The organism is Ructibacterium gallinarum, assembly GCF_014982785.1.
Classification (GTDB): Bacteria; Bacillota; Clostridia; order Monoglobales; family Monoglobaceae; genus Ructibacterium; species Ructibacterium gallinarum.
Genome location: NZ_JADCKB010000030.1, coordinates 1 through 22820 on the forward strand (window position 1 = coordinate 1; position 22820 = coordinate 22820).

Annotated in this window: 18 protein-coding genes; 14 read left to right on the forward strand and 4 right to left on the reverse strand. The window is 44.2% G+C overall.

Annotated elements, in window-relative coordinates:
• The first annotated feature begins 151 nt into the window (after positions 1-151).
• The 6 genes from INF28_RS11095 to INF28_RS11120 all read left to right on the forward strand — a co-directional run bounded on the left by INF28_RS11095 (position 152) and on the right by INF28_RS11120 (position 12463).
• Positions 152-649 carry a hypothetical protein gene (locus INF28_RS11095; RefSeq protein ID WP_226393529.1) on the forward strand — a complete coding sequence of 166 codons (498 nt, stop codon included), beginning with the start codon at positions 152-154 and terminating at the stop codon, positions 647-649.
• 138 nt (positions 650-787) lie between these two features.
• Positions 788-1984 (forward strand): LuxR C-terminal-related transcriptional regulator, encoded by a 1197-nt coding sequence (locus INF28_RS11100; RefSeq protein ID WP_226393530.1) that lies wholly within the window; start codon positions 788-790, stop codon positions 1982-1984.
• Between the two features lie 192 nt (positions 1985-2176).
• Positions 2177-2503: a hypothetical protein gene (locus INF28_RS11105; RefSeq protein WP_226393531.1), complete on the forward strand. Its 327-nt coding sequence runs from the start codon at positions 2177-2179 to the stop codon at positions 2501-2503.
• On the forward strand, positions 2500-11712 hold the full coding sequence (locus INF28_RS11110; RefSeq protein WP_226393532.1) for an S-layer homology domain-containing protein: 9213 nt from the start codon (positions 2500-2502) through the stop codon (positions 11710-11712). The genes INF28_RS11105 and INF28_RS11110 overlap by 4 nt, the downstream gene beginning before the upstream one ends.
• 157 nt (positions 11713-11869) lie before the next feature.
• Complete coding sequence (locus INF28_RS11115) at positions 11870-12118, forward strand: DUF1653 domain-containing protein (protein ID WP_404815170.1); 249 nt, start codon at positions 11870-11872, stop codon at positions 12116-12118.
• Positions 12119-12139: 21 nt separating this feature from the next.
• Positions 12140-12463, forward strand: a complete 324-nt coding sequence (locus INF28_RS11120) for a TIGR04076 family protein (protein WP_226393534.1) — start codon at positions 12140-12142, stop codon at positions 12461-12463.
• A gap of 186 nt (positions 12464-12649) precedes the next feature.
• On the opposite strand, the gene feoB is transcribed toward INF28_RS11120, so the two are convergent.
• Together feoB and INF28_RS11130 are read right to left on the reverse strand one after the other, a co-directional pair.
• Positions 12650-14728 carry a ferrous iron transport protein B gene (gene feoB, locus INF28_RS11125; RefSeq protein ID WP_226393535.1) on the reverse strand — a complete coding sequence of 693 codons (2079 nt, stop codon included), beginning with the start codon at positions 14726-14728 and terminating at the stop codon, positions 12650-12652.
• Between the two features lie 73 nt (positions 14729-14801).
• Entirely contained in the window at positions 14802-15035 is a 234-nt protein-coding gene (locus INF28_RS11130) for a FeoA family protein (protein WP_226393536.1), read from the reverse strand.
• A gap of 140 nt (positions 15036-15175) precedes the next feature.
• Between INF28_RS11130 and INF28_RS11135 the strand changes: the two genes are divergently transcribed.
• Genes INF28_RS11135 through INF28_RS11150 form a run of 4 tightly spaced genes read left to right on the forward strand, consistent with a single transcriptional unit; the run spans position 15176 to position 19016 of the window.
• Positions 15176-16285, forward strand: a complete 1110-nt coding sequence (locus INF28_RS11135) for an anaerobic sulfatase maturase (protein ID WP_226393537.1) — start codon at positions 15176-15178, stop codon at positions 16283-16285.
• 27 nt (positions 16286-16312) lie between these two features.
• Positions 16313-16642, forward strand: a complete 330-nt coding sequence (locus tag INF28_RS11140) for a copper amine oxidase N-terminal domain-containing protein (protein WP_226393538.1) — start codon at positions 16313-16315, stop codon at positions 16640-16642.
• Positions 16643-18130, forward strand: coding sequence for a stalk domain-containing protein (locus INF28_RS11145; RefSeq protein WP_404815171.1), 1488 nt, complete (start codon positions 16643-16645; stop codon positions 18128-18130).
• Positions 18131-18146: 16 nt separating this feature from the next.
• Positions 18147-19016 (forward strand): metallophosphoesterase, encoded by an 870-nt coding sequence (locus INF28_RS11150; RefSeq protein ID WP_226393540.1) that lies wholly within the window; start codon positions 18147-18149, stop codon positions 19014-19016.
• Positions 19017-19074: 58 nt separating this feature from the next.
• Here INF28_RS11150 and INF28_RS11155 read toward each other — a convergent pair whose 3' ends face one another.
• Entirely contained in the window at positions 19075-19641 is a 567-nt protein-coding gene (locus INF28_RS11155) for an ECF transporter S component (protein WP_226393541.1), read from the reverse strand.
• A gap of 225 nt (positions 19642-19866) precedes the next feature.
• On the reverse strand, positions 19867-20313 hold the full coding sequence (locus INF28_RS11160; RefSeq protein ID WP_318961772.1) for a manganese catalase family protein: 447 nt from the start codon (positions 20311-20313) through the stop codon (positions 19867-19869).
• Positions 20314-20321: 8 nt separating this feature from the next.
• Here INF28_RS11160 and INF28_RS12925 point away from each other — a divergent pair, with 8 nt between their 5' ends.
• The 4 genes from INF28_RS12925 to INF28_RS11175 all read left to right on the forward strand — a co-directional run bounded on the left by INF28_RS12925 (position 20322) and on the right by INF28_RS11175 (position 22818).
• Entirely contained in the window at positions 20322-20444 is a 123-nt protein-coding gene (locus tag INF28_RS12925) for a hypothetical protein (RefSeq protein ID WP_264175764.1), read from the forward strand.
• 112 nt (positions 20445-20556) lie between these two features.
• Positions 20557-21531, forward strand: coding sequence for a DUF6017 domain-containing protein (locus tag INF28_RS11165; protein WP_226393542.1), 975 nt, complete (start codon positions 20557-20559; stop codon positions 21529-21531).
• Positions 21532-21602: 71 nt separating this feature from the next.
• Positions 21603-21935, forward strand: a complete 333-nt coding sequence (locus INF28_RS11170; protein WP_226393543.1) for a ParA family protein — start codon at positions 21603-21605, stop codon at positions 21933-21935.
• Positions 21892-22818 (forward strand): ParB/RepB/Spo0J family partition protein, encoded by a 927-nt coding sequence (locus INF28_RS11175; RefSeq protein ID WP_404815172.1) that lies wholly within the window; start codon positions 21892-21894, stop codon positions 22816-22818. Before INF28_RS11170 ends, INF28_RS11175 begins: the two co-directional genes overlap by 44 nt.
• Positions 22819-22820: the final 2 nt, after the last annotated feature.

Below are 22820 nucleotides of genomic sequence, written 5' to 3' on the forward strand. Positions count from 1 at the left end.
GGTATAATTTTATCCATGAGATCTTGATCTCCTTTCTCTGATTTTCAGGGAGGTATTCGGGTTTGGGGTAAAACCATTATACCATAAGGAGTTCAAGGTCTCAATTTTCATTTAACTTAACAAAACGCTCTGATTTTTAGGGAGGTAAAACATGAAAATACATCATAAAAAATTTATTTTTTTAGCGGTATTTCTTATTTTTGTTCTTGCATTGGTGCTTTTATTCATTTTGTCGCCCAATAGGGAATTAGAAATCAATGAAATAAAGGCATATTTCAGGGCTACTGTGTCATTGAATTTTCATCCTGATTTTGAGAACGCAGAGAAGATTGTTATAGGCGGGCCGGCAATTCATATGTCTTATTATGATACATTGGAAAATGGGCATGCGATATATCTAACAAAAACGCATATAGAACAAATAACCAATTATTTAAACGGACTAAAACTTGCAAAAGCACAGGAGGACGAATTGCCCAATCAAAGTCCGGATTATTTTATTTATTATTATAATGAAAAAGGTATCATAAAAAGATTTACCGTACACGGAGAAGTTTTCATAAAAGATTTAGAAGAGAAAAAACTTTATAGGATCAAAAATACGAAAATGGGGATCATGGAGGGGTTGGAGAATTTAGAATTTGTGTAGAAAAATAGCAGAACAAAAATGTTTGCAGGCAGGCATGCTAAAAAAAGCAGGGGTCATGGAAACAAGGATATTTTTTTGACATAGATTGATATATATGTTATAATTTATAAGATCATAAAATCCTTAGAGGGTGTGAACATGAAATATATGACGGTGCGGGAAGCTGCGAGAAAATGGGGCGTGACAGAACAACTGGTGCAGGAATATTGCGCACAGGGAAGAATTGAGGGGGCAAACAAAACCAACAAAACCTGGGAAATACCAGAGGGAACGGAAAAGCCAGGCTCTGTACAGAAAGTGGAAGCCGCGGTTCCATTGCAGAATAAACAAAGAGCAGTTCACTATCCAGGGCTGATGCCATTGATGAATACCTCCTTTGAACCGGGACATTGTATGGAATATATTACGCAAATGGAAGAAGGCCAAAAAAAAGAGATTGCACTTGCGGAATATCATTATTTCAGTGGGCAGGCCGAGAAGGCATCGATGGAGACAGAACTGTATTTGACAGCCGAGGATACCGATATTCGGCTTTCTGCCTGCTGGATTTATGCTTATGCAAATCTTTCTTTAGGGCATATTCATAAGGCGCGATATGCGCTTTCTGAGGTAAAAAGCATATTGGCTGCTGATGCAAAAACTTTGCCTGAAGTAAAGGCTGCCCAGGCCTTTGTTGCGGCAGCAGCTGCTGTGCTTTTGCATCTTCCGCTCCCAGATGGATTGCCGCCGGTTCGGGATTATTTATCGTTGCTTCCGCCGGGAGTGCAGATGTTTGCTTTGTATGTACAGGCACATTATACCTATTTGCAGGAAGATTACGGGAGAAGTCTGGGAATTGTGGAGACGGCGCTTGTTTTACAGGCGGAGGATTACCCGATTCCGGCAATTTATCTGCATCTTGTGGCGGTGATGGACTATATGGGTTTGAAGCAGCCCAAACAGGCGCAGGAACATTTGCTTGCAGCTTGGGATTTGGCAAGGCCGGATGATTTGATAGAAGGTTTTGGAGAGCATCATGGCCTGCTTGGCGGCATGTTAGAAGCAGTCATTAAAAAGGACTGGCCAGAGGATTTTAAGCGGATCATAGCAATTACTTATCGGTTTTCTGCCGGTTGGCGTAAAATTCATAATTCGGTCACTGGACATGATGTGGCAGATAATTTGACGACAACAGAATTTGCCGCCGCAATGTTGGCTGCCAGAGGCTGGACGAATCAGGAGATAGGAAATCACATGAATATTTCGCCCAATACCGTCAAGCGGTATATTTCCACGGCACTGCAAAAGCTGAACATCAGCCACCGGCAAGATTTAAAAAAATATATGCTTCGTTAAAAATGTAAAACTGATAAAACCGGTTTTATAAAATTTTTGTTATACGCATCGGCGCAGAGCCGGTGCTTTTTTATTGGCAAAAGGAATCCATATGACCCATTTTTTTGCTAAAACGGGTGATGACAGATTGGTAAATTTCTAATATAATAAAAAATAGGATAGGAGGTCAACCGTAGTAGAAAGGAGGCAAATATGGAAAAGACACGGCGCCATAACATTGAAGGAACAGTACTGGATATTCTTTTGCAGTATGATGAGGATTCGGGAAGATATATGGAAATATATCCTGATTTTATTGAAACGCCAATTTATACACCGGAAGGCTATCCAATTTTGTTTACAGGAGAAGATGCGTGTACATATGCAGAATCTGTGGAAGGAGAACCCTGTATTGATTGCGGCTCCTGTCGATTTTACCGGCAAGCGCCTAATACATTAATCGGGGTATGTGGGCACCCCAAAAAACGATGCAACGAAGAAAAGCAATACAATACGGAATATGAGGAGGAGACAAAATGAAAAGACGATTTATAGCAATGATAGTATGTTTTGCACTGTTGCTGACTACATTGCCAGGCACAGCGCTGGCGGCGGTAAATGATCTGATAGGAAATTCGGCTGGGGAAAATCAGGAAATACTGAACCAGTTGGCAGACTTGACAGGCATGGATGCACAGCAGATAGCGGAGCGGCTGAAAGGGCTTGGACTGCTGGATGAAAACGGTGAAATTAAGACGGATTATACCATCTCCTTAAACGGCGAGGAGTTAACACTGGAAGAAGCAACAACGCTTTTAGAGGATCCGGCAACCGATTTAAGTCAGATCGGGTATGTGGATGGAACTCCTATTGCGTTGGGAGACCTGAAAACTATTATAGAAATTGAAAAGGAACTGGCCAGAATTCAGGAAACCTATTTTTCGGGCAAGACTTTCAGCGGCGAGTCTTTAGAGAATTTGAATGGTTTGATGAATCAGCTTCAGACAGAGGGGATCAGTCTGATGGGTGAGGAAAATATTTCGCTGATGGCGGAGAATGCAGACCTTCCCATATTGGATGTAAGTAATTTTACCGAGCTTAATATCACTGGGGGAGGGACACCGTCTATTTCCTCCGATACATTTGTCATTCCGGCAAAGGAGACGGTTTCTTTTGACGTAAGATTTATACCGGCTTATTCGTGTATGGAATTTAAAAGCATAAGTGTTTATTTGGCAGATGCTCAAAATAACAAATTGGCTAATACGACGTTGACAATGCCCGGTTGGCCTACCGAAGATATTTTAACCGGTTCTTTGGCTTTTGAAAATACCAAAACCGAAGCGTATACAGGAGTGCGCATTGTGGTTTCTGCCGTAATTTACGAGACAGAAAGCCGGATGAGCGGACACATTACAAGCGTGTTGGAATTCTCCAATGCCAAAGGAATTGTGTTTAAAAACAGCGGTGCGTATACAGATAATCATACAATTAAATTAATGAAATATTTTATGCAAAACCTGGAAACGACAGAAACTATAGGTAGAAATGAAAGTACATGGAATGGAACATCTCTTCAGGAGCCAGTCCGTTTTCCGGCTATTCCATCGCAGAGACTCAATAATTTGATTGTTAGTATGCAGTGTGCGGATGGCTATGTTTCAATCGGAAATGGTGATGAAGATATTGCTGTGCACTATCATTTTAAAGGTGAATTTTCACAAACCAACAGTGCAGGTATAGCAACCCGAACGGATACCTATATAAATTACGGCGTTCAGGATTTTCGCAGAATCGAGATACAGCAGGATATTAGCGGAAAAGCGCTTGCGCCCGGAGAAAAATATACACTTGAATTCACGGGCTGGGGAAATAGAATAGCAATTCCACAATCTCTTACACTTGAAAATGCGTTTGACACCAGTGTAGGGGGGCCGGCTTTGAATTGGATTACCGGTGTTTTGGAAGGCGGAACGATTTCCCTGATTGACGATGAAACAAGTCCAGTGCTTCAAAATGTTAAAACAACAGAGGGAACATATTATTTTGGCCAGAGCGTTTATGTTGAACTGGATTTTGACGAAATGGTGAAGATTGACGAAAATGCAATCATAACAGCCAATGGAAAGAATTTTAAGGCATCAGAACTTAGTGCTGCCTTTTCAGGAGACGGTGTATATTTTTGGTACCCCGTGCAGCCAACCGATGGTGAAAAGTTAACAATTTCAATTTCGTCTGGGATTACGGATTTATTTGGTAATGGTGTGGAGATAAGCGGCCAAACAGTTGAAGGGGCAAATTTAAAAGCGGCGCTGATGCGTAATGCGGCAAAAGGAATACAGGGAAGCTATGGAGAAGATGAAAAGGCAAGTTTTACGCTGACATTGGATGAAACGGAAGCGTATAAAACCAAATACGTTGATTACGGGAGCGGAACAAATCCGCAGGAACTGCCGTTCCGCATAGTGCTTTACAAACCAGACGGCAGTGAGTTAACGACCCAGCAGTTTTATGTGAGTGACGACGGGAAGACATACCAGACACAGTCATTCGGGATAGAGAAAGAACTTGATGAAGTGGCCTATACAGCCAGACTGCAGGCAAACGAGGGAACGATTGCAGAGCCTGACTGGGTGGATGTATATTGGGTAAATACAAGCATAACAGTTCCCGCATTTGTTCTGGTAAACAAAGTGACAGTAAAGCCCGAAAGTGAGGAGAAAAACTATACGCTGTCCTTGGGTGAAAGCTATCGTCCCACGCTGAGTGCAGAATGTGCCAATGATTCCGGAAAGACGCCGACTATCACCAGTGGACAGTGGAGCAGCAGCAACCCGGAGGTAGCAGCCATAGATCCCAATACGGGAGCGGTGACGCTGACAGGAACCAGCATAGGAGAGGTGACCTTTACCTTTACGGCGGACAATGGGGGAAAGGCAGAAGCCGTTAGTGGAAGCTCGGCGGTATATACGGTTATTGCGGGTGACTCGATTGCTCTGGTGATCCCAACCGGTTCCTCCACAATCATAAGCCGTCAGAATGCGCCGGCAACCGTGCTTTGGAGTTCCAATGCAAGTTATTTTGTAGAGGATAAAGACTTTAAGTTCCGGATAGACCTCTATGAGGGAAATTACGGAAGTGAAGCAGATTTAGAGAACGTGGCAGCACTCAAGACCTATGAAGCGGAAATGGAAGCAAACAGCATAACGATTGACGAAGGTGTTTTGTCAAAGCTGTCCGAGGAAAATACGCCGGCATATACGGTGCGTGTTTCCATGCCGCATCCCAATGCACAGGACGATAGTGTGCGGCTGAGTGCAATGGTTTGGATTGTGGTGCGCCCGAAACCGGCGGCGGCTAAGCTGGTGCGGCCGGAAAAAACATCGCTGACCGACGAGACAGACAGCATAGAGATACCGTGGATTTTAGAGGATTGGACAGAGGGAAGCGGTCAGACGGCAGAACTCAATATCATCCAGGTGGCGGAAGACAATCGGGTGATTAACACGATTACGGAGCCAATCAGTGCGGCAGAAGGAAGCTATAAGCTCAGTTTGAGTGATTTGGGAGAAGAAGAACTGAAGCATACGTATCAGGTGATGCTGACATTGTATAATGTTGGAGGAGATGCCCCAAGCCAGGACTCCTATCCGCTGTATGTATACAACAGGGAGGCACTGCATCTGGTCAATAGTGAAAATCAGGAAATAGACCACCTGACGATGAATAATATAGGAAAAGTTGACGGAAGCAGCGGGCCGCTGCCGACGGATACGCAGGGGATACAGAAACTGCGGCAGCAGCTGAATCTGATGGATTATGTAGGGATCAATTATCAGGATTACAGCTGGAATGCGTTTAAAGATGGGATATCCTGGGAAAGCGGCAACGATGAAATTGCGGCGATCAACTATAAGCAGGGCGGCTTGTATGAAAATATCAAGAATTTTTCTTACAGCAGCTATTTGCCACAGACCCAGATGGGAATCAGCTCGACGGCCAGCGGTGAAACGACGATAACGGCAACCCATGCTGCAACGGGTATGTCTGCAACACTGACAGTGCAGTCGTCTACATTGAAAGATAAGTTCTATTTCTTCCAGGTCGATCCGGCAATTGAGACTACATTAGAGTATGTAGACGGAGCGGGGAACCAGAGGACATTCAACACCAACGGAGACGGAACGCTGGCGCTGTATGAACCCAATGGGATAGGAAGCGATGTGTGGCTGAGATCCCAGGAAGGGGATACGCTGTATCTGGGAACGATTTATCAGTGGAATATAGCATCCGGAGAAAGAGATGCAGCAAAATTGCAGCTGTATCCAATAAATAATATAAGTCTTCGTGAAGTGGCCAAAGCAAAACTGACATTGAGCAAGCCGGGAGGAGATCCGCTCAGCGATACAGATATTACCATACGCGGGGGTGTATATAAGAACGGATATTACTGCGAAACGGCTAAGCTGGGACCCGATGCGGATTCCTTAAAAGAGGGAGGCATAGGGCAAACCTATCACACGGACGCAAACGGAACGGTGACGGTATACTTTGACAGCAGCCAGTTTTGGTCGAAAGAAAACGGAGAGAACGAACAGGCTGTTTTGGTGTCAACGGATAAAATAGAATACATCTTTGAGATCAGCGAAATAAGCGGCAACCAGTATTATCCGCTGCTGCATACAGCAAATGCAAGCGTTGGCATGATTGAAGGAGTACGCATGGCCGAGGGTGTCATTACGCTTGAGGAGGTAGCGGCAGGAGAACAAAATAAACCGTTTGTAGCGTTTCAGAAGGTGGATTATGGACGGCTGCAGGATGTTCGTAAATTTAATGGAAGAATAGGTCCGAGCAGTTCTTACAAAGAGACAGAACTGCAAACCGTGATGTATTTGTGGGGCGAGACAATGGAAGGAGTCGAATCCTACGAATTGAAGATGGTCGATGAAAATGGATATATACCGGCATCGCAGAGTTTCAGTGTAGAGCCATATCCGTTTTCATCCATACCCATAGTAAGCAATAAGTTAACGCTAACAGAGGAAAGCATGACCAATACCGGATGGATACCGGATGGAACAGATATGGGGCTGAAGACCCGGCTGAGCAAAGGCAAGGATTTGGTACAAGAGCGGGTAATGCCGTTCCGGCTGATCGATTTGTCACGGGTGCCGGAAGTGAATGAGGATGATGATGTTTCTAATGTGCTGGTGACCATGAAGGAAGCAAGCCAGGCAAAGGCTTCTGATTTTGGAGAACAGGGGGGCAGCAGCATTCTGAAGACCCTGAGCGGGAAATTGAGTGATATCAACGGACCGGTAGATTCTTCGGTGTTTAAGATGATTATCTCGCCCAGTGAGGACCCGACGGTATTTAAAGCGCTGATTTGGACAGGGTACAACACCATGGATTTGGATGACATGAACTATGAAGAAAACGGAATAGCGCTGGATACAAATTTCCTTTCTTCCGAAGCAGAAATAGGCGTGCCCGGTGTAGGCGATTTGAGCGAAATGGCGCAGGGGACATATAACCCGGCGGAAACATACCGGCAGAATGCGTCAAAGAGCAGTTTTAAAGGTACAGATCTGAATTTGCAGCTTGAAGGATTCTATGAGGCGGAAATACGGTATAACCTTGCCAAGAAGAAGTGGGAAGTATATACGGTAGCCGGAGGATTTACAGCAGGAGCAGGCATGGCGTTCAACTTTAATATCAACACCATGGTGGGACCTGTGCCGGTGACGGCTTCGTTTGAGGTAGGCGGAGCGATTCAGCTGGACTTCAAGACAGCAGTGCGATATAGCCAGCAGGGAAGTGAACTGGCGTGGAGCGATCCGAATCTGAGCGCAGTGAATGATTATTTGACTACGCTGCGAATCAATGCGTATGCGGAAGCTTTTGGTGGAGTAGGATTTGACTATTCGGTGGTAGCTTTCAAGTTTGGCGTATTTGGGAAATTGACAGTGGATAATCAGAACAAATTCTTGTCCCGCACCTATCTGGCGGATGCCTCCAAGCGGCAGCTGAACGGTCAGGCATTGGGAATCACAGGAGAAGCGGGGATCAAGTTTGTGGCCAAATTCCTGTTTATTTCCTATGATGCAGTGTTGGCTTCCGGGTCATTTGGAGCAACCAAGACGTTTAACAGCTGGGGAGAAATCGATAACTATTGGGGAAGTGCCACATCGGGGCTGTCCCTGATGGAATTGCAGTCAGAGGCGGAAGGAAGCGGCCTGAATGTAGTAAGTGCCTCTGCGACTCTGCAAAGCCGGAATTATTTGGAACAGTATGCCCGCAGTTGGGGAGAAGGAGATCGTGTAGACCTGTTTAGCCTGGATGAAGAGAACCGGCTGGAAAATCTGCAAAGCAATGCGAACCCCGGGGCATATCCGGAAATTAGTGATGATGGAAAAGTGCTGGTGCATATCAGTGATCAAAACAGCACAAGTATTTATGACAGTCAGATACAGTACAGCCGGCTAGAAAATGGAAGCTACAGCGAACCGATGCCGGTTCCGGATCCGTCAGGATTTGAGGGATTTGGGGATAGTGATGCGGATATAGCAGGAGAAGAGAACTTTGCTGCGGCCGCTTGGGTAAGAATGCGGAGTGAGATACCGGAAAAAGATGCAGGAGATGCGGTCAATGCAGAGGAACAACATCTGTTGATGAACAGCAGTGAGGTTGTGGCATCTGTTTATGACGGAACGCAGTGGAAATCTACACAGCTGACCAATAACGGCAGCCCGGATTTGGCGCCGGCAGTTGCGGCAAACAACGGCAAAGCAGTCGTTTTCTGGCGGAATGTATACAGCAGCGGAGAAGAAAATCTGCTCAATTTCAAATCACAGGATGCCATTATGTACAGGAGTTATGATGGAATCCGGTGGAGTGAGGCAAAGCAGCTGTATAACGGAGCCGGAGGCAGTGTCAAGGCGTTGGAGGCAGCCATGCTTCCGGATGGTACGGCGATAGCGGTATATACGCTGGACAAAAGCGAAAATGGGAATACGGATGAATATGAAGTAGGATACACGCTGGTGAAAAATGACGGAAGCTTAGGCACCGCTATGATGCTGACAGCAGACCAGAACCTGGATGAAAATCCTCAGGTGATCAGTGCGCAGTTTGCCGAGGGGGATGACCGGTTTGTGATTGGATGGCACAGTGTGAAGGAAGGAGAAAGCGACATCCAGATGGCGGCAGTCAGTGCGGATGGAGTGATTTCCAATAGTTTCCCTGCATCACTGACAGAACTGACCAGCACAGACAGCGCAAATGTGGGAGCCGATTTCCGGTTTGCAACGCTGAACAGCAGTCATAGAGGCATAGAAAATCTGAGTATACTGTGGAATGAGAATGTAAGCGATGAAACCGACAGTAATGGACTGAGAGTATCAGCGCACAGTGAGATCAAGGCGGCTCGCCTGCGGAGTGACGGCAATGGCGGATATGTGTTGTCAGGTGCATTGGAACTGGCCAAACTCCCGGAGAATAACCTTACGGATCATTTTGCAGGGTATGTGAGCGGAAAGGATGAAGTGAAGGCGGTCATTCAGACGACTGCATATGACAACAAAAATCTGGTGGACATGGGAGGTGTATTTGTACCCGGAGAGAAGGCAATGCTGTATACAGCAACCTCTGGTTTTGCGGACAATGCGGCAGAAGTGGAAAGCATAGGCGTGGAATATCAGCAGTTGAGGCGTAACAGCTGGACGACGCTACAATTCTCAGTGAGAAATACAGGGATCAACGACCTGAGCGGCGTGACGGTAGATTTGGGGAACGGAGAGACCGGAGAATTGAGCGAGAGCCTGCTGCCCAATCAGAGTGCGGTGGTTCCGGTATTGCATAAGATAGGAGAGACGATAGAGGATATCGAATATACAGTAACAGCCAACGAAGGAGCCGTACAACTGAATGGAATCGTGTATCTTGACTATCCGGATATCGGTATTTCGCGGATAGAGGTCCTGAAGGAAGAAGAAGGAAAACGGACGATAGGCATGACCCTGTATAATATGTCAGACGCAGAACTTGCCGGAAAAGACAGGACCGTCAGAATCGACTTTTACACGGATGATATGTATACAGAAAAAGCTAAGATAAGCAGTAATACGGCAGGGGTAACGGTACAGGAGAACAGCTTGCTTATCACAGGAGAAGCGCTTGAGCGGATCGATGAAGATGTGTTTAATGTAGAACTCACTTTTGATGTAAAGGATTATGTGATTAATACATTAAAGGAGACAGAGATTCCGAAAAATGGAATCTATCTGTATGCAGATGTGTGGACAGAAGGAAAGATAGGAAGTCAGAGCGAAAAGGTGCGTTTGCCGGAGTACAGCAGTTCTGACAATCAGAAGGCGGTATTACTGACCGGAGCACTTGGAAGAACCGGAAAGAAGACAGCGCTTGATGTCGAACAGGGATCGGACGCAAATGGAAATACCACGGCAAAGATTACGCTTCAGAATAATTCGCTGCAGGATTATACGGAAGGGATATTGATCGCTAACCTTCTGGATAAGGATGGTCAGGTATTGGAAACGCAAAGAACGGACATATCGGGAACCATGAGCGGAGAGATGAAGAAAACGGATGAAGTAAGCTTCAGCCAGGCAGGGGCCAGAGTAACAGTTGATGTGCTGGAGAGCAACGAGGATATTCTAAGCATAGAGGGCTTGCCGATCACCCTGGATTACTTTGGAGTCGACGAAGAAGGCAACTATGTATGCGATTATACACTGCCGTCTACATATTCAGGGAACAAACAGTTTACAGCGTATGCGGCCGATGGTGGAAAAGTCGTCATTGCGGGCAAGGTGCTGGAGAACGGAGGAAGCTATTCTGTAAAGGTAACCGGAAGAGATCAGGAAATAGAGTTCAGTATTGGCGAGAAAAACTATGTACTGCATTTTATACCGTCGGGCGATGTCAAATATTCCAGTCAGTCGGCAGGCGGGATAGGGACAACATATACCGTCAGCTTTGACAGTCAGGGCGGAAGTGCAGTCAGCAGTCAGCGTATCAGCAAAAACGAGACTGCCAGCAAACCGGAAGATCCAAGCAGGGAAGGATATATATTTGGAGGCTGGTATACAGAGGCAGAATGTATGAATGCTTATGATTTTTCCAGCAAGGTGACAAAGAATATCACGCTGTACGCAAAATGGACAGAGGACATGGAAAGCGTATGGGAAAACCCGTTTGGAGACGTACAGGAGAGCGACTGGTATTATGAAAATGTAAAGTACGCTTACGAGAACCAGCTGTTTGCAGGAATATCGGAAACAGAGTTTGGACCCAATGATGTTATGACAAGAGGAATGCTGGTGACGGTACTTCACCGTGCGGAAGGAGAACCCCAGGGAGAGATGTCAGGATTCAAGGATATTCCGGAAGGGGAATATTATGCAGAAGCGGTTAACTGGGCAGCGGCAAATGGAATTGTCAATGGATATGATGAAAATACGTTTGCTCCGAACGATTCAATTACCCGTGAGCAGATTGCGGCGATTTTGGAGCGCTATGGGGACTTCAAGGGAAGAGCAACGGATGAGACAGGGGATCTGAGCAGATTTATTGATGCGGATCAGGTTTCTGACTGGGCACTTGAGAACGTTAAGTGGGCAGTTGGTGCCGGACTCATCAATGGACATGATGACGGACGTCTGGATCCATTGGGGAATGCCACCCGTGCCGAAGTTGCGGCCATGCTGCAAAGATTCTTAGAGCAGTAACAGCAAATGTCTTGCTTCTGCAGGACAGAAAATATAAACCGTCTGCAAAAGGGATAGCCCTTTTGCAGACGGTTTTCTATGTATTTTGAGGATAAAAACCATTGAAAAGCAGAAATACATATGCTATATTTAGGATAATAGAAAGGAGAGAATGGTCTTGCGAGAAATACAAATAAAAAGGATCTACAAACATTTTAAAGGCGACTATTATTTGGTGGAAGAGCTTGCCAAACATTCGGAAACCGGAGAAGAATATGTAGTGTATCGAAAGCTGTATGAAGACGGCGGCCTGTGGATTCGGCCGCTGGCTATGTTCTTGGAAGAAGTGGATCATACAAAATATCCGGGTGTCAAACAAAAATATCGTTTTGAACTTCAGGAAATTGAAAGCAGAGCACAAAAATAATGAGGGAAAGGGAACGATTTTATGAAAAAATGCAGGATTACTGTGATGAAAAAGGCGTGTTATGAGGATTTGATGGAAAAATACGAAAATCCTATCGAACATGCCTGTGATTTGCAGGAGGGACAAGTTTTCATTGCCAATGGATGGGAAAAACCAAGCGGTATGTGTGACAGTGCTTGGGAAAGTATGTCTGCGTTTGTGATGACCTTAGCCCATGGGGGAGAAAATTTATATAACGGTTGGATGAAAAATAAAAAAGCGGCAATGATTTCATGTAATGATGGATTTCGGCCGGTCAGTTTTTTGATAGAGGCTCTGGAAGAAGAGGCGGAATCTTGTGAATAATACGATGCTGGGCACAGGAGGGATTGCCTTTTTGTGTGGTTTATGTTACAAGCTTTTTTGTAAAATGTAATAGAATATGCGGCAGTCACCCAATTTTATGTTTATATTACTCAAAAAGCCAACAACTATTTAGATTTTTTTCTAAATAGTTGTTGACTGATAAATTGACAGATTGAAATGAAAACGTTAGAGGAAGGAACACAGGTTCCATATGGCAGTTGTAAGCATACAGCATACTACAGCAGTTGCAGAGGGAATAAGGAAGGCAAGGGCGGTCCAGCCCAGACTTCCAGTTTCTTTTTTTATGGTCCATAGTGTAGTTGCACATGGAAAATGCAGCAGAGAAAAGAGCATGACATTGACTGCGGTCAGTACGGTCCATCCGTTTTCAGCAAGAACTGTAGAGAGAGAAGTAATGCTGGCGGTGTCCATAAGCTGTGTTCCGGTAAGATAACCCATCAGAATGATTGGCAAAACAATTTCGTTTGCCGGCAGAGCAAGAAGGAAGGCCAGTAGGATCATGCCATCCAGTCCCATTAGCCGTGCAAAGGGATCCAGTGCCCCGGCGCAGAGATGCAGGAGGCTGGTGCCATTGATGCTCTGATTGGCAAGCAGCCAAATCACGGCGCCTGCTGGTGCAGAAACACGTAAAGCACGGCTCAGAATATGAAGGGTTCTGTCAAGCAGAGAACGGATCAGGGTTTGCGTAATCTGCGGTTTGCGAAACGGAGGAAGCTCTAAGGTAAACGGTGTTTTGACGGCAGAGTGCTGCATCCAGGTGAGTAACCGGGTAAGCAATAGCGTGATTAAAATGCCAAAAACAATCAGCAGCAAAACAAAACCTGCGGCAGCCACAGAGGAAAATGCGTTTGTGCATAAACTTCCAATATAAATGGTGGATAAGGTAATTAGTAAAGAAAAACGTCCGTTGCATGGCATAAAACAATTTGTAATCATGGCCGCCAAGCGTTCCCTGGGGGAGGAAATGATCCTGCACCCTGTAACACCCACTGCATTGCACCCTAACCCCATGCACATGGTAAGTGCCTGTTTTCCGCAGGATCCTGCCTTCTGAAAGAAACGGTCCAGGTTAAAGGCCAGGCGGGGCAGATATCCCAAATCTTCCAATAAGGTGAATAAGGGAAAGAAGATCATCATGGGCGGCAGCATGACAGATGTTACCCATGCTGCTGTATAGTATATCCCATCAATAAACAATGAATTTGCTGCTGAAGGAATATGTAGTACACTTAGCACTTGGCTAAGATATGGTTTTAGCCAGCTAAAAAACTTCATAAGCAACTGTGATGGATAGTTTGCTCCCGCTATGGTAATCCATAAAAGTAGGGCCAGAAAGCCAAGTATAATCGGAATGCCAAAGAGCCGCGAGGTTAATATTTGATCCGCGCGAATGCTGCGATTGTTTGGAATAGGAGCCTGCGCAGAACAATTAGCGTAAATTCGACAGGAGGTTCGGCCGCAGGCAGCAGTCAGTTCCGCTTGCAGCTGGTGGGGAGTAATTCCTTCCTCTTTTAGTTTGTTGCGTATTTTTTCTGTCTCAAAAATGATTCTTGCTCGCTGTGCCGAGGTTAATGCAAAAGTGTCAAGCAGTTGTCCAGACAACGTGTTGCCCTCCAAGATTTTTACAGCAGTAAAACGCTGGCTGAAAGTTTGGAATGGAAGGCCTGAAATGGATTTGGATATGCTGGTAATGGCCTTTTCTACCGAATTAGAATATTCGATAGGAACAGGAGAAGTCTGTTCTGGGTATCTAATTTGTTTTTCAATAAAGCATTTCAGACGACGAATATCCTTTTTTTGTCTTGCTGAAATTCCAATAACCGGAATACCTAAGTGTTCCTGCAGTGCAGTGAGGTTAATGGAAATAGATTTACGCTTTGCTTCATCCAAAAGATTAATACATAAGGCAGTATGCGGGGTTAGTTCTGCAATTTGCAATATAAGATTCAAGTTGCGTTCCAGGCAGGTGGCGTCGGCAATAACTAATACTAAATCGGTGGGACTAAAGCAAATGGCATCCCGCGCAATTTTTTCCTCTGGTGAATCGGAAAGTATGGAGTAAGTACCTGGAAGATCTTGAACCAGAAAATGATTCCCGTTTTGCCGAAAAGAACCGTGGGCTAAATCAACTGTTTTTCCGGCCCAGTTACCAGTATGCTGTTTTAAACCGGTTAATGCGTTAAATATAGTGCTTTTTCCGACATTTGGATTGCCGGCTAACAGAATGCGATAGGAATCAGGCATTGTATCATTTCCTTTCTGCCCACATAGTTTAGGATTCAGCGCAGCCTTGTGGGCAAAAGTACGCAGTCAATATTTAAAGGGGTAATACTAGAATTTGTCCGGCTTCTTCACAGCGCAGTGCAATCACACTTCCCATAATCCAGTAAGCAACAGGATCGTGAAAGGGACTGCGGTATAGAGGGGTTACATAATTACCCGGGAAAAATCCTAATTCTAGTAATCGGCGGTGTAATTCATGTCCTGTATTTAAAGATACTATATTTGCCGTCTGTCCCAGCGGAAGCTGGGAAAGTGGTTTTACTTTCATGTTTTCACTCCTTTGGACAGTGAGATGTCTATATATAATATATGACAAAAGGGATAGAAGGTGCGTATTGGTTGACAATCCCTGGGGGACATGATATATTATGAGAAAAAGAATATGTTATATCATAAGAAGGAAGGGAGATGGTTGAAGTGCCGCCGGTAACGCTGTTAATCAAGCCGGTTTCGGGTTTGTGCAATTTGCGCTGCAAATATTGTTTTTATGCAGATGTGATGGAGCAAAGAGAGATGTTTTCTTACGGGAAAATGGATCTGGAGACTTTGGAACTTCTCGTCCAAAATGCGCTGGAATATGCAGAAGATTTTGTCAGTTTTGGGTTTCAAGGCGGAGAACCAACCTTGGCGGGACTGGATTTTTATGAGCATTTGGTTGCGTTTGAAAGAAAATATAATACCAAAGGCGTTAAAATCCAAAATTCTATCCAGACCAACGGTTATGCAATCGATAAAGATTGGGCACAGTTTTTACATGACCATCAATTTTTAGCTGGATTATCTATGGATGGCACTGCGGAAATTCATGACAGCCTGCGGCTGGATGTTGCGGGAAATCCAACTTATCAAAAAGCCGCACAGGCGGCAGAGCTATTTGAAGAATATAAGGTAGAATATAATATCTTATGCGTTGTAACCAATTTTACGGCTCGTTATCCCAGGCGGGTATTTTCAAATCTAAAACCCCGCCGTTTTCTGCAGTTTATCCCTTGTTTAGACTCTTTTGACGGAGAAAGAGAGAAATATTCGCTGGCACCAAAACGATATGGGGAATTTTTGAAACAAACTTTTGATGAATATTATCGTTGCCTGATGCAGGGGGAATATGTCAGTGTACGAAACTTTGACAATTATATTCAAATGCTATTGGGAAATGCACCGGAAAACTGCGCGATGAACGGAAAATGCGCATCTTATTTTCTGATAGAAGGAGATGGCAGTGTTTTTCCATGTGATTTTTATGTACTGGATCAATGGAAAATGGGTAATATAAAAGAAAATTCTTTCCAACAGTTATATTTATCGGAAACGGCAGCTGTGTTTCGGAAAAGTTCTGAACCGGTTCATGACAAATGTCAGGTTTGCAAATGGTATCCTTTATGCCGCGGCGGCTGCCGGAGAGACCGAGAACCTTTTGTCCATGGTAAGCCAGGGTTAAATCGTTTATGCGAAAGCTATTTGGAATTTTTCCCTTATGCTTATCCAAAAATGGAGAGAATTGCAAAAATGCTGAAATGAAAATGATAATAAACAGGAGGGAAGATAATGAGGAGACATTTATGGTATAGCTTAATAAGCGTTGTGATTCTTTTATTATGCATGACAGGAATTGTCTGTGCGGCAGAATCAGAAATAACGGTTTGGGTCAACGGGGATAAATTGATGTTTGATGTACAGCCATTTTTAGACGAACGATATGATCGCACTATGGTACCTTTGCGGGGTATTTTTGAAGCGTTGGGGGCAAAGGTGGAATGGGATGATGCGACACAGACTGCTTTTGCGAATAAGGAGAATATTTCTCTTAGCATTACGATCAATGATGATAAACTTTATAAGAATGGGCAGGCAATAGCGCTTGACGCACCTGCTTAATTGATTCAGGACAGCAGAACGATGGTTCCGGTCCGAGCGATTGCGGAAGGCTTGGAAGCCAGTGTGGATTGGGATGAAGCAGAGCAAAAAGTGCTGATTACTACGTCAGCAGCAGCGCAATCTGAAGAAGAGAATACTGCACAGCCGGAGATAACCGACCGCCCAGAGGGAATGGATGATGCCCGGGCGGCTCTGAGCAAATCCGCTTCTGTGATTTTGAAGGATGATGGAACACTTTGGAGTATGGGAGGAAACGAATACGGACAGCTGGGATATTCTTTCAACTACAAAAAGAGTATGCCTAAAACCGAAGAATGGGCACAGATCGAAGGAATTGAAGGACAAGTCGCTGCTGTTTACTGCGGAGAAAATACATATTATGCTTTATGTACGGATGGAAGTGTTTGGAGCTGGGGAAGCAATGCCAACTGCCTACTTGGAGCTGACAAGCTGCCAAGCGAATTAGGCAGTCGCTGTGTTCCAGAGAAAATTGAAGGATTGACAGATGTTCGAAAGATATCCTGTGGTGAGCATTATACCTTAGCATTAAAAGCAGATGGAACGGTTTGGGGTTGGGGTTCAACCGAAAATTGGGTCAGCGGATTGAGTGAAGAACAGAAGTTACAGGACGCCCGAGAAGAAGAGGAGGGTATTCTGGACGATGAGCGTCTGGATGCACTCAAACAGGAAGTGTGGGGAGAGATTTATGCGTGGTATAAAGTGCCTACACAAGTGTCTGTGGTGAAAAATGTATGTGATATTGCAATGGGGAAAACTTTTGCTTTGGCGTTAAGAAATGATGGACTGGTTTATGCCTGGGGCAATGGATCTTACTCGGAAAGCGAGAAGCGGGTATTAGGACAGTCTGCTCCAAAATATTATTCCGTTCCTCGCCTCATCTTTTCAGACAAAATGTTTCCAGAACGTCTGACCGATATAAAGGCGGTTGCGGTAGGAGATTCCCATGCAGTTGCCTTGGCAAAAGACGGTGTTGTTTCAGCGTGGGAAAGAAATGCATTGGGCGTTTTGGGAAATGCTCTTGCGGCAAATGATGCCGGAACTTTGGCACATCCGCTCATATCAAACGGTTATAAAAATGATTTGGGCTTTCCTATTATGAGCGGAGCAAAGCCAATGGAAGATGTTATAGCCCTAAGCGCATCGGCTTATTATACGGTAGCTTTGAAAAAAGACGGCACCCTTTATGTTTGGGGTGAAAGTCCGCTTTTGCCGTATCGAGAAGGTGGATATCGGGAAGATCAATGGTACGGAATTACAGTGCATGCTGTGGAGGACGTTTCCGATGTAAAACGAGTATATACGACATATCAGCGTGTAGATGATTATTATACACGTTATGAAGGGGAAATGAAGAAAAAAACCTGGGTGGAAATCCCGCTGCCCAAACTAATTGTGGAAAAAGAAGACGGCACGCTTTGGGAAATTAATTTTTCAGGGAATAAGCAAATTGCGGATTTAAAGGTATAAAAGAAAGGATGAAACTATGCTGCAACTGGGATGGATGGGGCTGATATTATTTATTGGTATATGTATCTGGCTTTGGTATGGGAACAACAAGCTTCAGCTGACAGTTATTCCTGTTCAGCATAAAAAAATTCCATTAGTGTTTGACGGGTTTCGTATTGTTCAGGTTTCGGATTTGCATAATAAACGTTTTGGGGCGGATCAAAGATGTCTGATGAATAAAATTCGGCTTGCGCAACCTAATATGATAGTGATTACAGGAGATCTTATATACAGTGCACATTTTAAGCGTTTTCGGAAAATTTGCCACATGCGATATGCTTTGCAGTTTGTTAGAGGAGCGGTAAAGATTGCACCGGTATACTATGTTCCCGGCAATCATGAAGGGAGGAATTTAAGTTATTTTAAATTAAGGCAACAGCTTTTGCAAGCGGGAGTTCATGTTTTAGAAAAAGGGAAAGCAGAGGTTGTGCGTGGAAAAGAAAAAATTGTTTTGCTGGGAAGCAAAGCATTAGATAATTCTCAGCCGGCTGAGATAAACGCAAAGGATGCGGCTCAAATGATTGCGGAAGTACAGCAAACGGCAGCGTGCTGTAAGGCGGATTACCGCATTTTATTGGCACATCATCCGGAATTTTTTGATGCATATGATAAAACGGGAGTAGAGCTGATTTTTGCGGGTCATGCACATGGCGGTCAGGTACGCATTCCTGGAACGGGAGCGGTCATTGCGCCAGGGCAGGGGTTTTGGCCGCAGTATACAGAAGGAAGCTATAAAGGAACATATGGAACCATGGTTGTAAGCCGAGGTTTAGGCAAAAGCATGTTTCCTTTTCGTATTTTTAATAGGCCCGAATTGGTTTGTGCAGTCTTGCATTCTGTGCCGTAATAGCATAAAAACAGGTTCTCTGCAAAAGAAATTTTCTTTTGCAGAGGACCTGTGTGTTTTAACCAACAGATTTTTTGAACCAAAGCGGGGGTAATGCGGGAATGGCATGTGCTTTGGTTAATGCAAATCCTACTACGCAGGCAATTACATAATCGATGATGTCATGAAGCAGAGTTCCAATTCCGGTAGTATAAAAAGCGATACTGACAAAAGATGAATTGCTTGCTTGCATCAGACCAAGCGCAAGAAATAAATATACGGTAAGGGCTTCAAATACGGCATGTAACAGTGCAGTAACAATACCTACCAGAATAAGATTACAATGCTTTTTAATCATGAAGGCGCCAACCATTGCAAAAATAATATGGGATCCTGCCCGAGCTGTTACCACTGGATCGAGCCCGGAAAAAGCAAAGCCGAGTGTGGTTCCGATGGCGGTAAATAAAGCAGACCAAGGTGAAATGAACATGGCGATAAAAATGGGAACGTGTGCCATTAGAGTGGCACTAAATGCGCCCGGCGGAAGTACAATCCGCAAAAAGCCAAAATAAATTGGTATAATGATACCGATTGCGATCAAAAGTGCAGTGAGCACCATATCTTTGGTTTTGATACCAGTTTTCAAAGAAAACCCTCCCAGATATTATGTAATTTCAGCATCAAACATTTTAAAATTTACGTATATATATTATGGATAAATTTTAACCGGAAAATGTTTCAGCCTGCTATGAAATATAGCATAAAACTGGGATTCTGTCAAGATGAAACCGGACATAAGGTAGAAAAGAATGACAAAATACCTCCCAGCATATATACGCCATTGCTATGGAGGTATTTTGTATTAAAGTTTTTAATTTTTTGTCTCTGAGGCTAAACCGGGACAAAAACCCTGTAGTGCAGGAGTATTCTGCAACTGATCAAGCGCTTCACCGAAACGCTGAAAATGAACAATTTCACGCGCGCGTAAAAATTTAATTACATCATTGACGTCAGGGTCATCAGACATTCTTAAAATATTATCATATACCGCACGTGCTTTTTGTTCTGCGGCCAAATCCTCGGTCAAATCCGCAATAGGATCTCCAGATACGGCGATGCTGCCAGCGTTAAATGGAACACCGGTAGAGTCTGCCGGGAATACCCCGCGTCCATGATTCATAAAATAGGCGCCATAGGAACTGTTTTCGATTTCACTTGTGGTAGCGTTTTTGGTCAACTGACGAACTAACGTTCCAACAATTTCCAAATGTGCTAGTTCTTCAGTCCCTACATCGTGTTCAAAATGCTCCTCTGCCATCGGAAACCTTGATTTTAGACGAAATCCCGCTGTTTTACCGCACGTCCAAATATGGAACGGACGTTGATTTTGTACCGAAAAAAGAAGGCGATATTCCTAAAATGTTCATCCGTATCGGATTGACAGCTTAAAAGTATGACTGACATGCACTATATTTAATAAAAAGAAGCATAACGGAGGGTGCTTATAGCGCTCTCCTTTTTGCATATCAACATAAAAAAATAATCGCAAAAGGAGGTGCAGATGATGCCATTTGAATATTTTTACGGCAGTGAATCAGAACAGTTCAGTTTTTACCGGATACCTAAAATACTGTTTAAAGACAAAGCTTTTAAGGGTATTTCTGCGGAAGCAAAAATTCTGTACGGCTTAATGCTTGACCGCATGAGCCTGTCTGTGAAAAATAAATGGTTTGACGAGGAAAACCGGGTATATATTATTTATACTCTCGATGATATTATTGAGGACTTCGGATGTGCCAGGCAGAAAGCGGCAAAATTACTCGACGAGTTGGATAAAGAGATTGGTTTGATTGAAAGAAAGCGGCAGGGGCTTGGGAGACCTAACATTATTTATGTGAAAAATTTTGTTGCCGGGCAGGAAGATACTGATCAATCTGAAAGCAGGAAGACAGAACGGCCAGAAGTATGGAATTCAAACTTACAGAAGTATGAAAATCATACTTCAAGAAATATGATTTTGGAACCTCAAGAAGTTCCGAAATCATACGCTAATTATACTGATAATAACAATACTGAGTGGAACGATACTGAAATCATATCTTATCCTATCACCCAGCAAAGTGCTGTTCTGTTTCCGCCGGTTATGCAACAGCCAAAGGATGAGATACGATGGACGCAGCATCGGCAGGAATATGAGGAGATAATCAAAGAAAATATTGATTATGACAGTATTGTAGATGATTACGGCGCAGGGTGGCTTAACGAGATTGTCACGCTGATGGTTGACGTTGTTTGCACCACAGAGACGACCATCCGTATCAACAAGCAGGCATACCCCCGTGAGGTTGTAAAGAGCCGGTTTTTGAAAATCGACTCGTCGCATATCGAATACATCTACCTGTCGCTGAAAGAAAATACATCCAAAGTCCGTAATATACGGGCTTTTTTAATTACCACGATATATCGAGCCTTTGAAACAGCGGATAACTGGTTTTCTGCAAAAGTGAAATATGATATGGCGCATGGAGGATTTTAAGTTATGAGTAAAGTCATCATAATCGCAAATTAGAAAGGCGGCGTTGGAAAAACGACTTACCGGCGAAAGGATTGGAACAGCTTATCACAACAGTCGGCAAGGTCAAACGGCAAATCAACCCGAATTTGAAAATCAGCGGAATATTGCTGACCATGGTGGACAGGCGAACCAATTACGCAAAGGACATCTCCAGAGTAATCGGCGGAATCTATTCCCGCTTTGTCACCATATACAAGACGGAAATTTCGCTGTCTATTAAGGCGGCCGAAACCTCGGCGGTCGGCAAGAGTATTTATGCCTATGACAAAAACGGGAAAGCAGCGGACGCATATAAAGAATTTACCAAGGAGGTGCTGGATGGTGGCAAACAACGGAATAAACATAAGTCTGAACTCATACGATGATTTATTCAAGACAGATGAAGGGCGCAAAACTGAAGAAATCAAGCCGATTTCCATATCGGAACTAAAGCCCTTTGAACGCCAGCCGTTCAAGGTGCAGCTTGACGAAAGCATGGACGAGCTTGTGGAAAGCATAAAACAAAGCGGTGTACTAGCTCCGATTGTAGCAAGACCGCATAAAAACGGCGGATATGAAATACTTTCAGGACACAGGCGTGTGAAAGCTTGTGAAATAGCAGGGATAACAGAAGTCCCAGTAGTAGTAAAAAATCTTGATGATGATACTGCAACCATTCTCCTCGTAGACAGCAATCTGCAAAGGGAAAATATTCTGCCGAGCGAAAAAGCCTTTGCCTATCAGCTAAAGTTGGAGGCAATGAAGCGAAAAGCCGGGCGACCAGAGCGTGATAATTATTCCCAAATTGGGAATAATTACGACCCCTCAACCTCAAGTGAAGAATTTTCAAAACAAATTGGTGAAAGCAAGAATCAAATTTTTCGATATATCCGTCTGACAAATCTGGTTGACCCCCTGCTTACCATGGTAGATGAAAAGAAAATGGCCCTAAATGCTGCGGTTGAGCTTTCCTATCTCGGCTCAAAGGAACAATCGGAGGTGCTGGAAGCGATTGAAAAGGAAGCCGGCGCTCCCTCTATTGCACAGGCGGCAAAAATGCGGAAATTTTCACAGCAGGGCAATCTCAATTCTGCTGTGATTGACTCGATAATGATGGAGCAAAAACCGGAAAAATTAAAAATTACCATCAGCGAAGATAAAATAAAAAAGTTTTTTCCGAAAAGCTATTCCAAACAGCAGATTGAGGATACTGTTATGAAACTGATTGAAGGCTGGTATCGGAAAAGGCAGCAGGAAATGGAGCGATAATT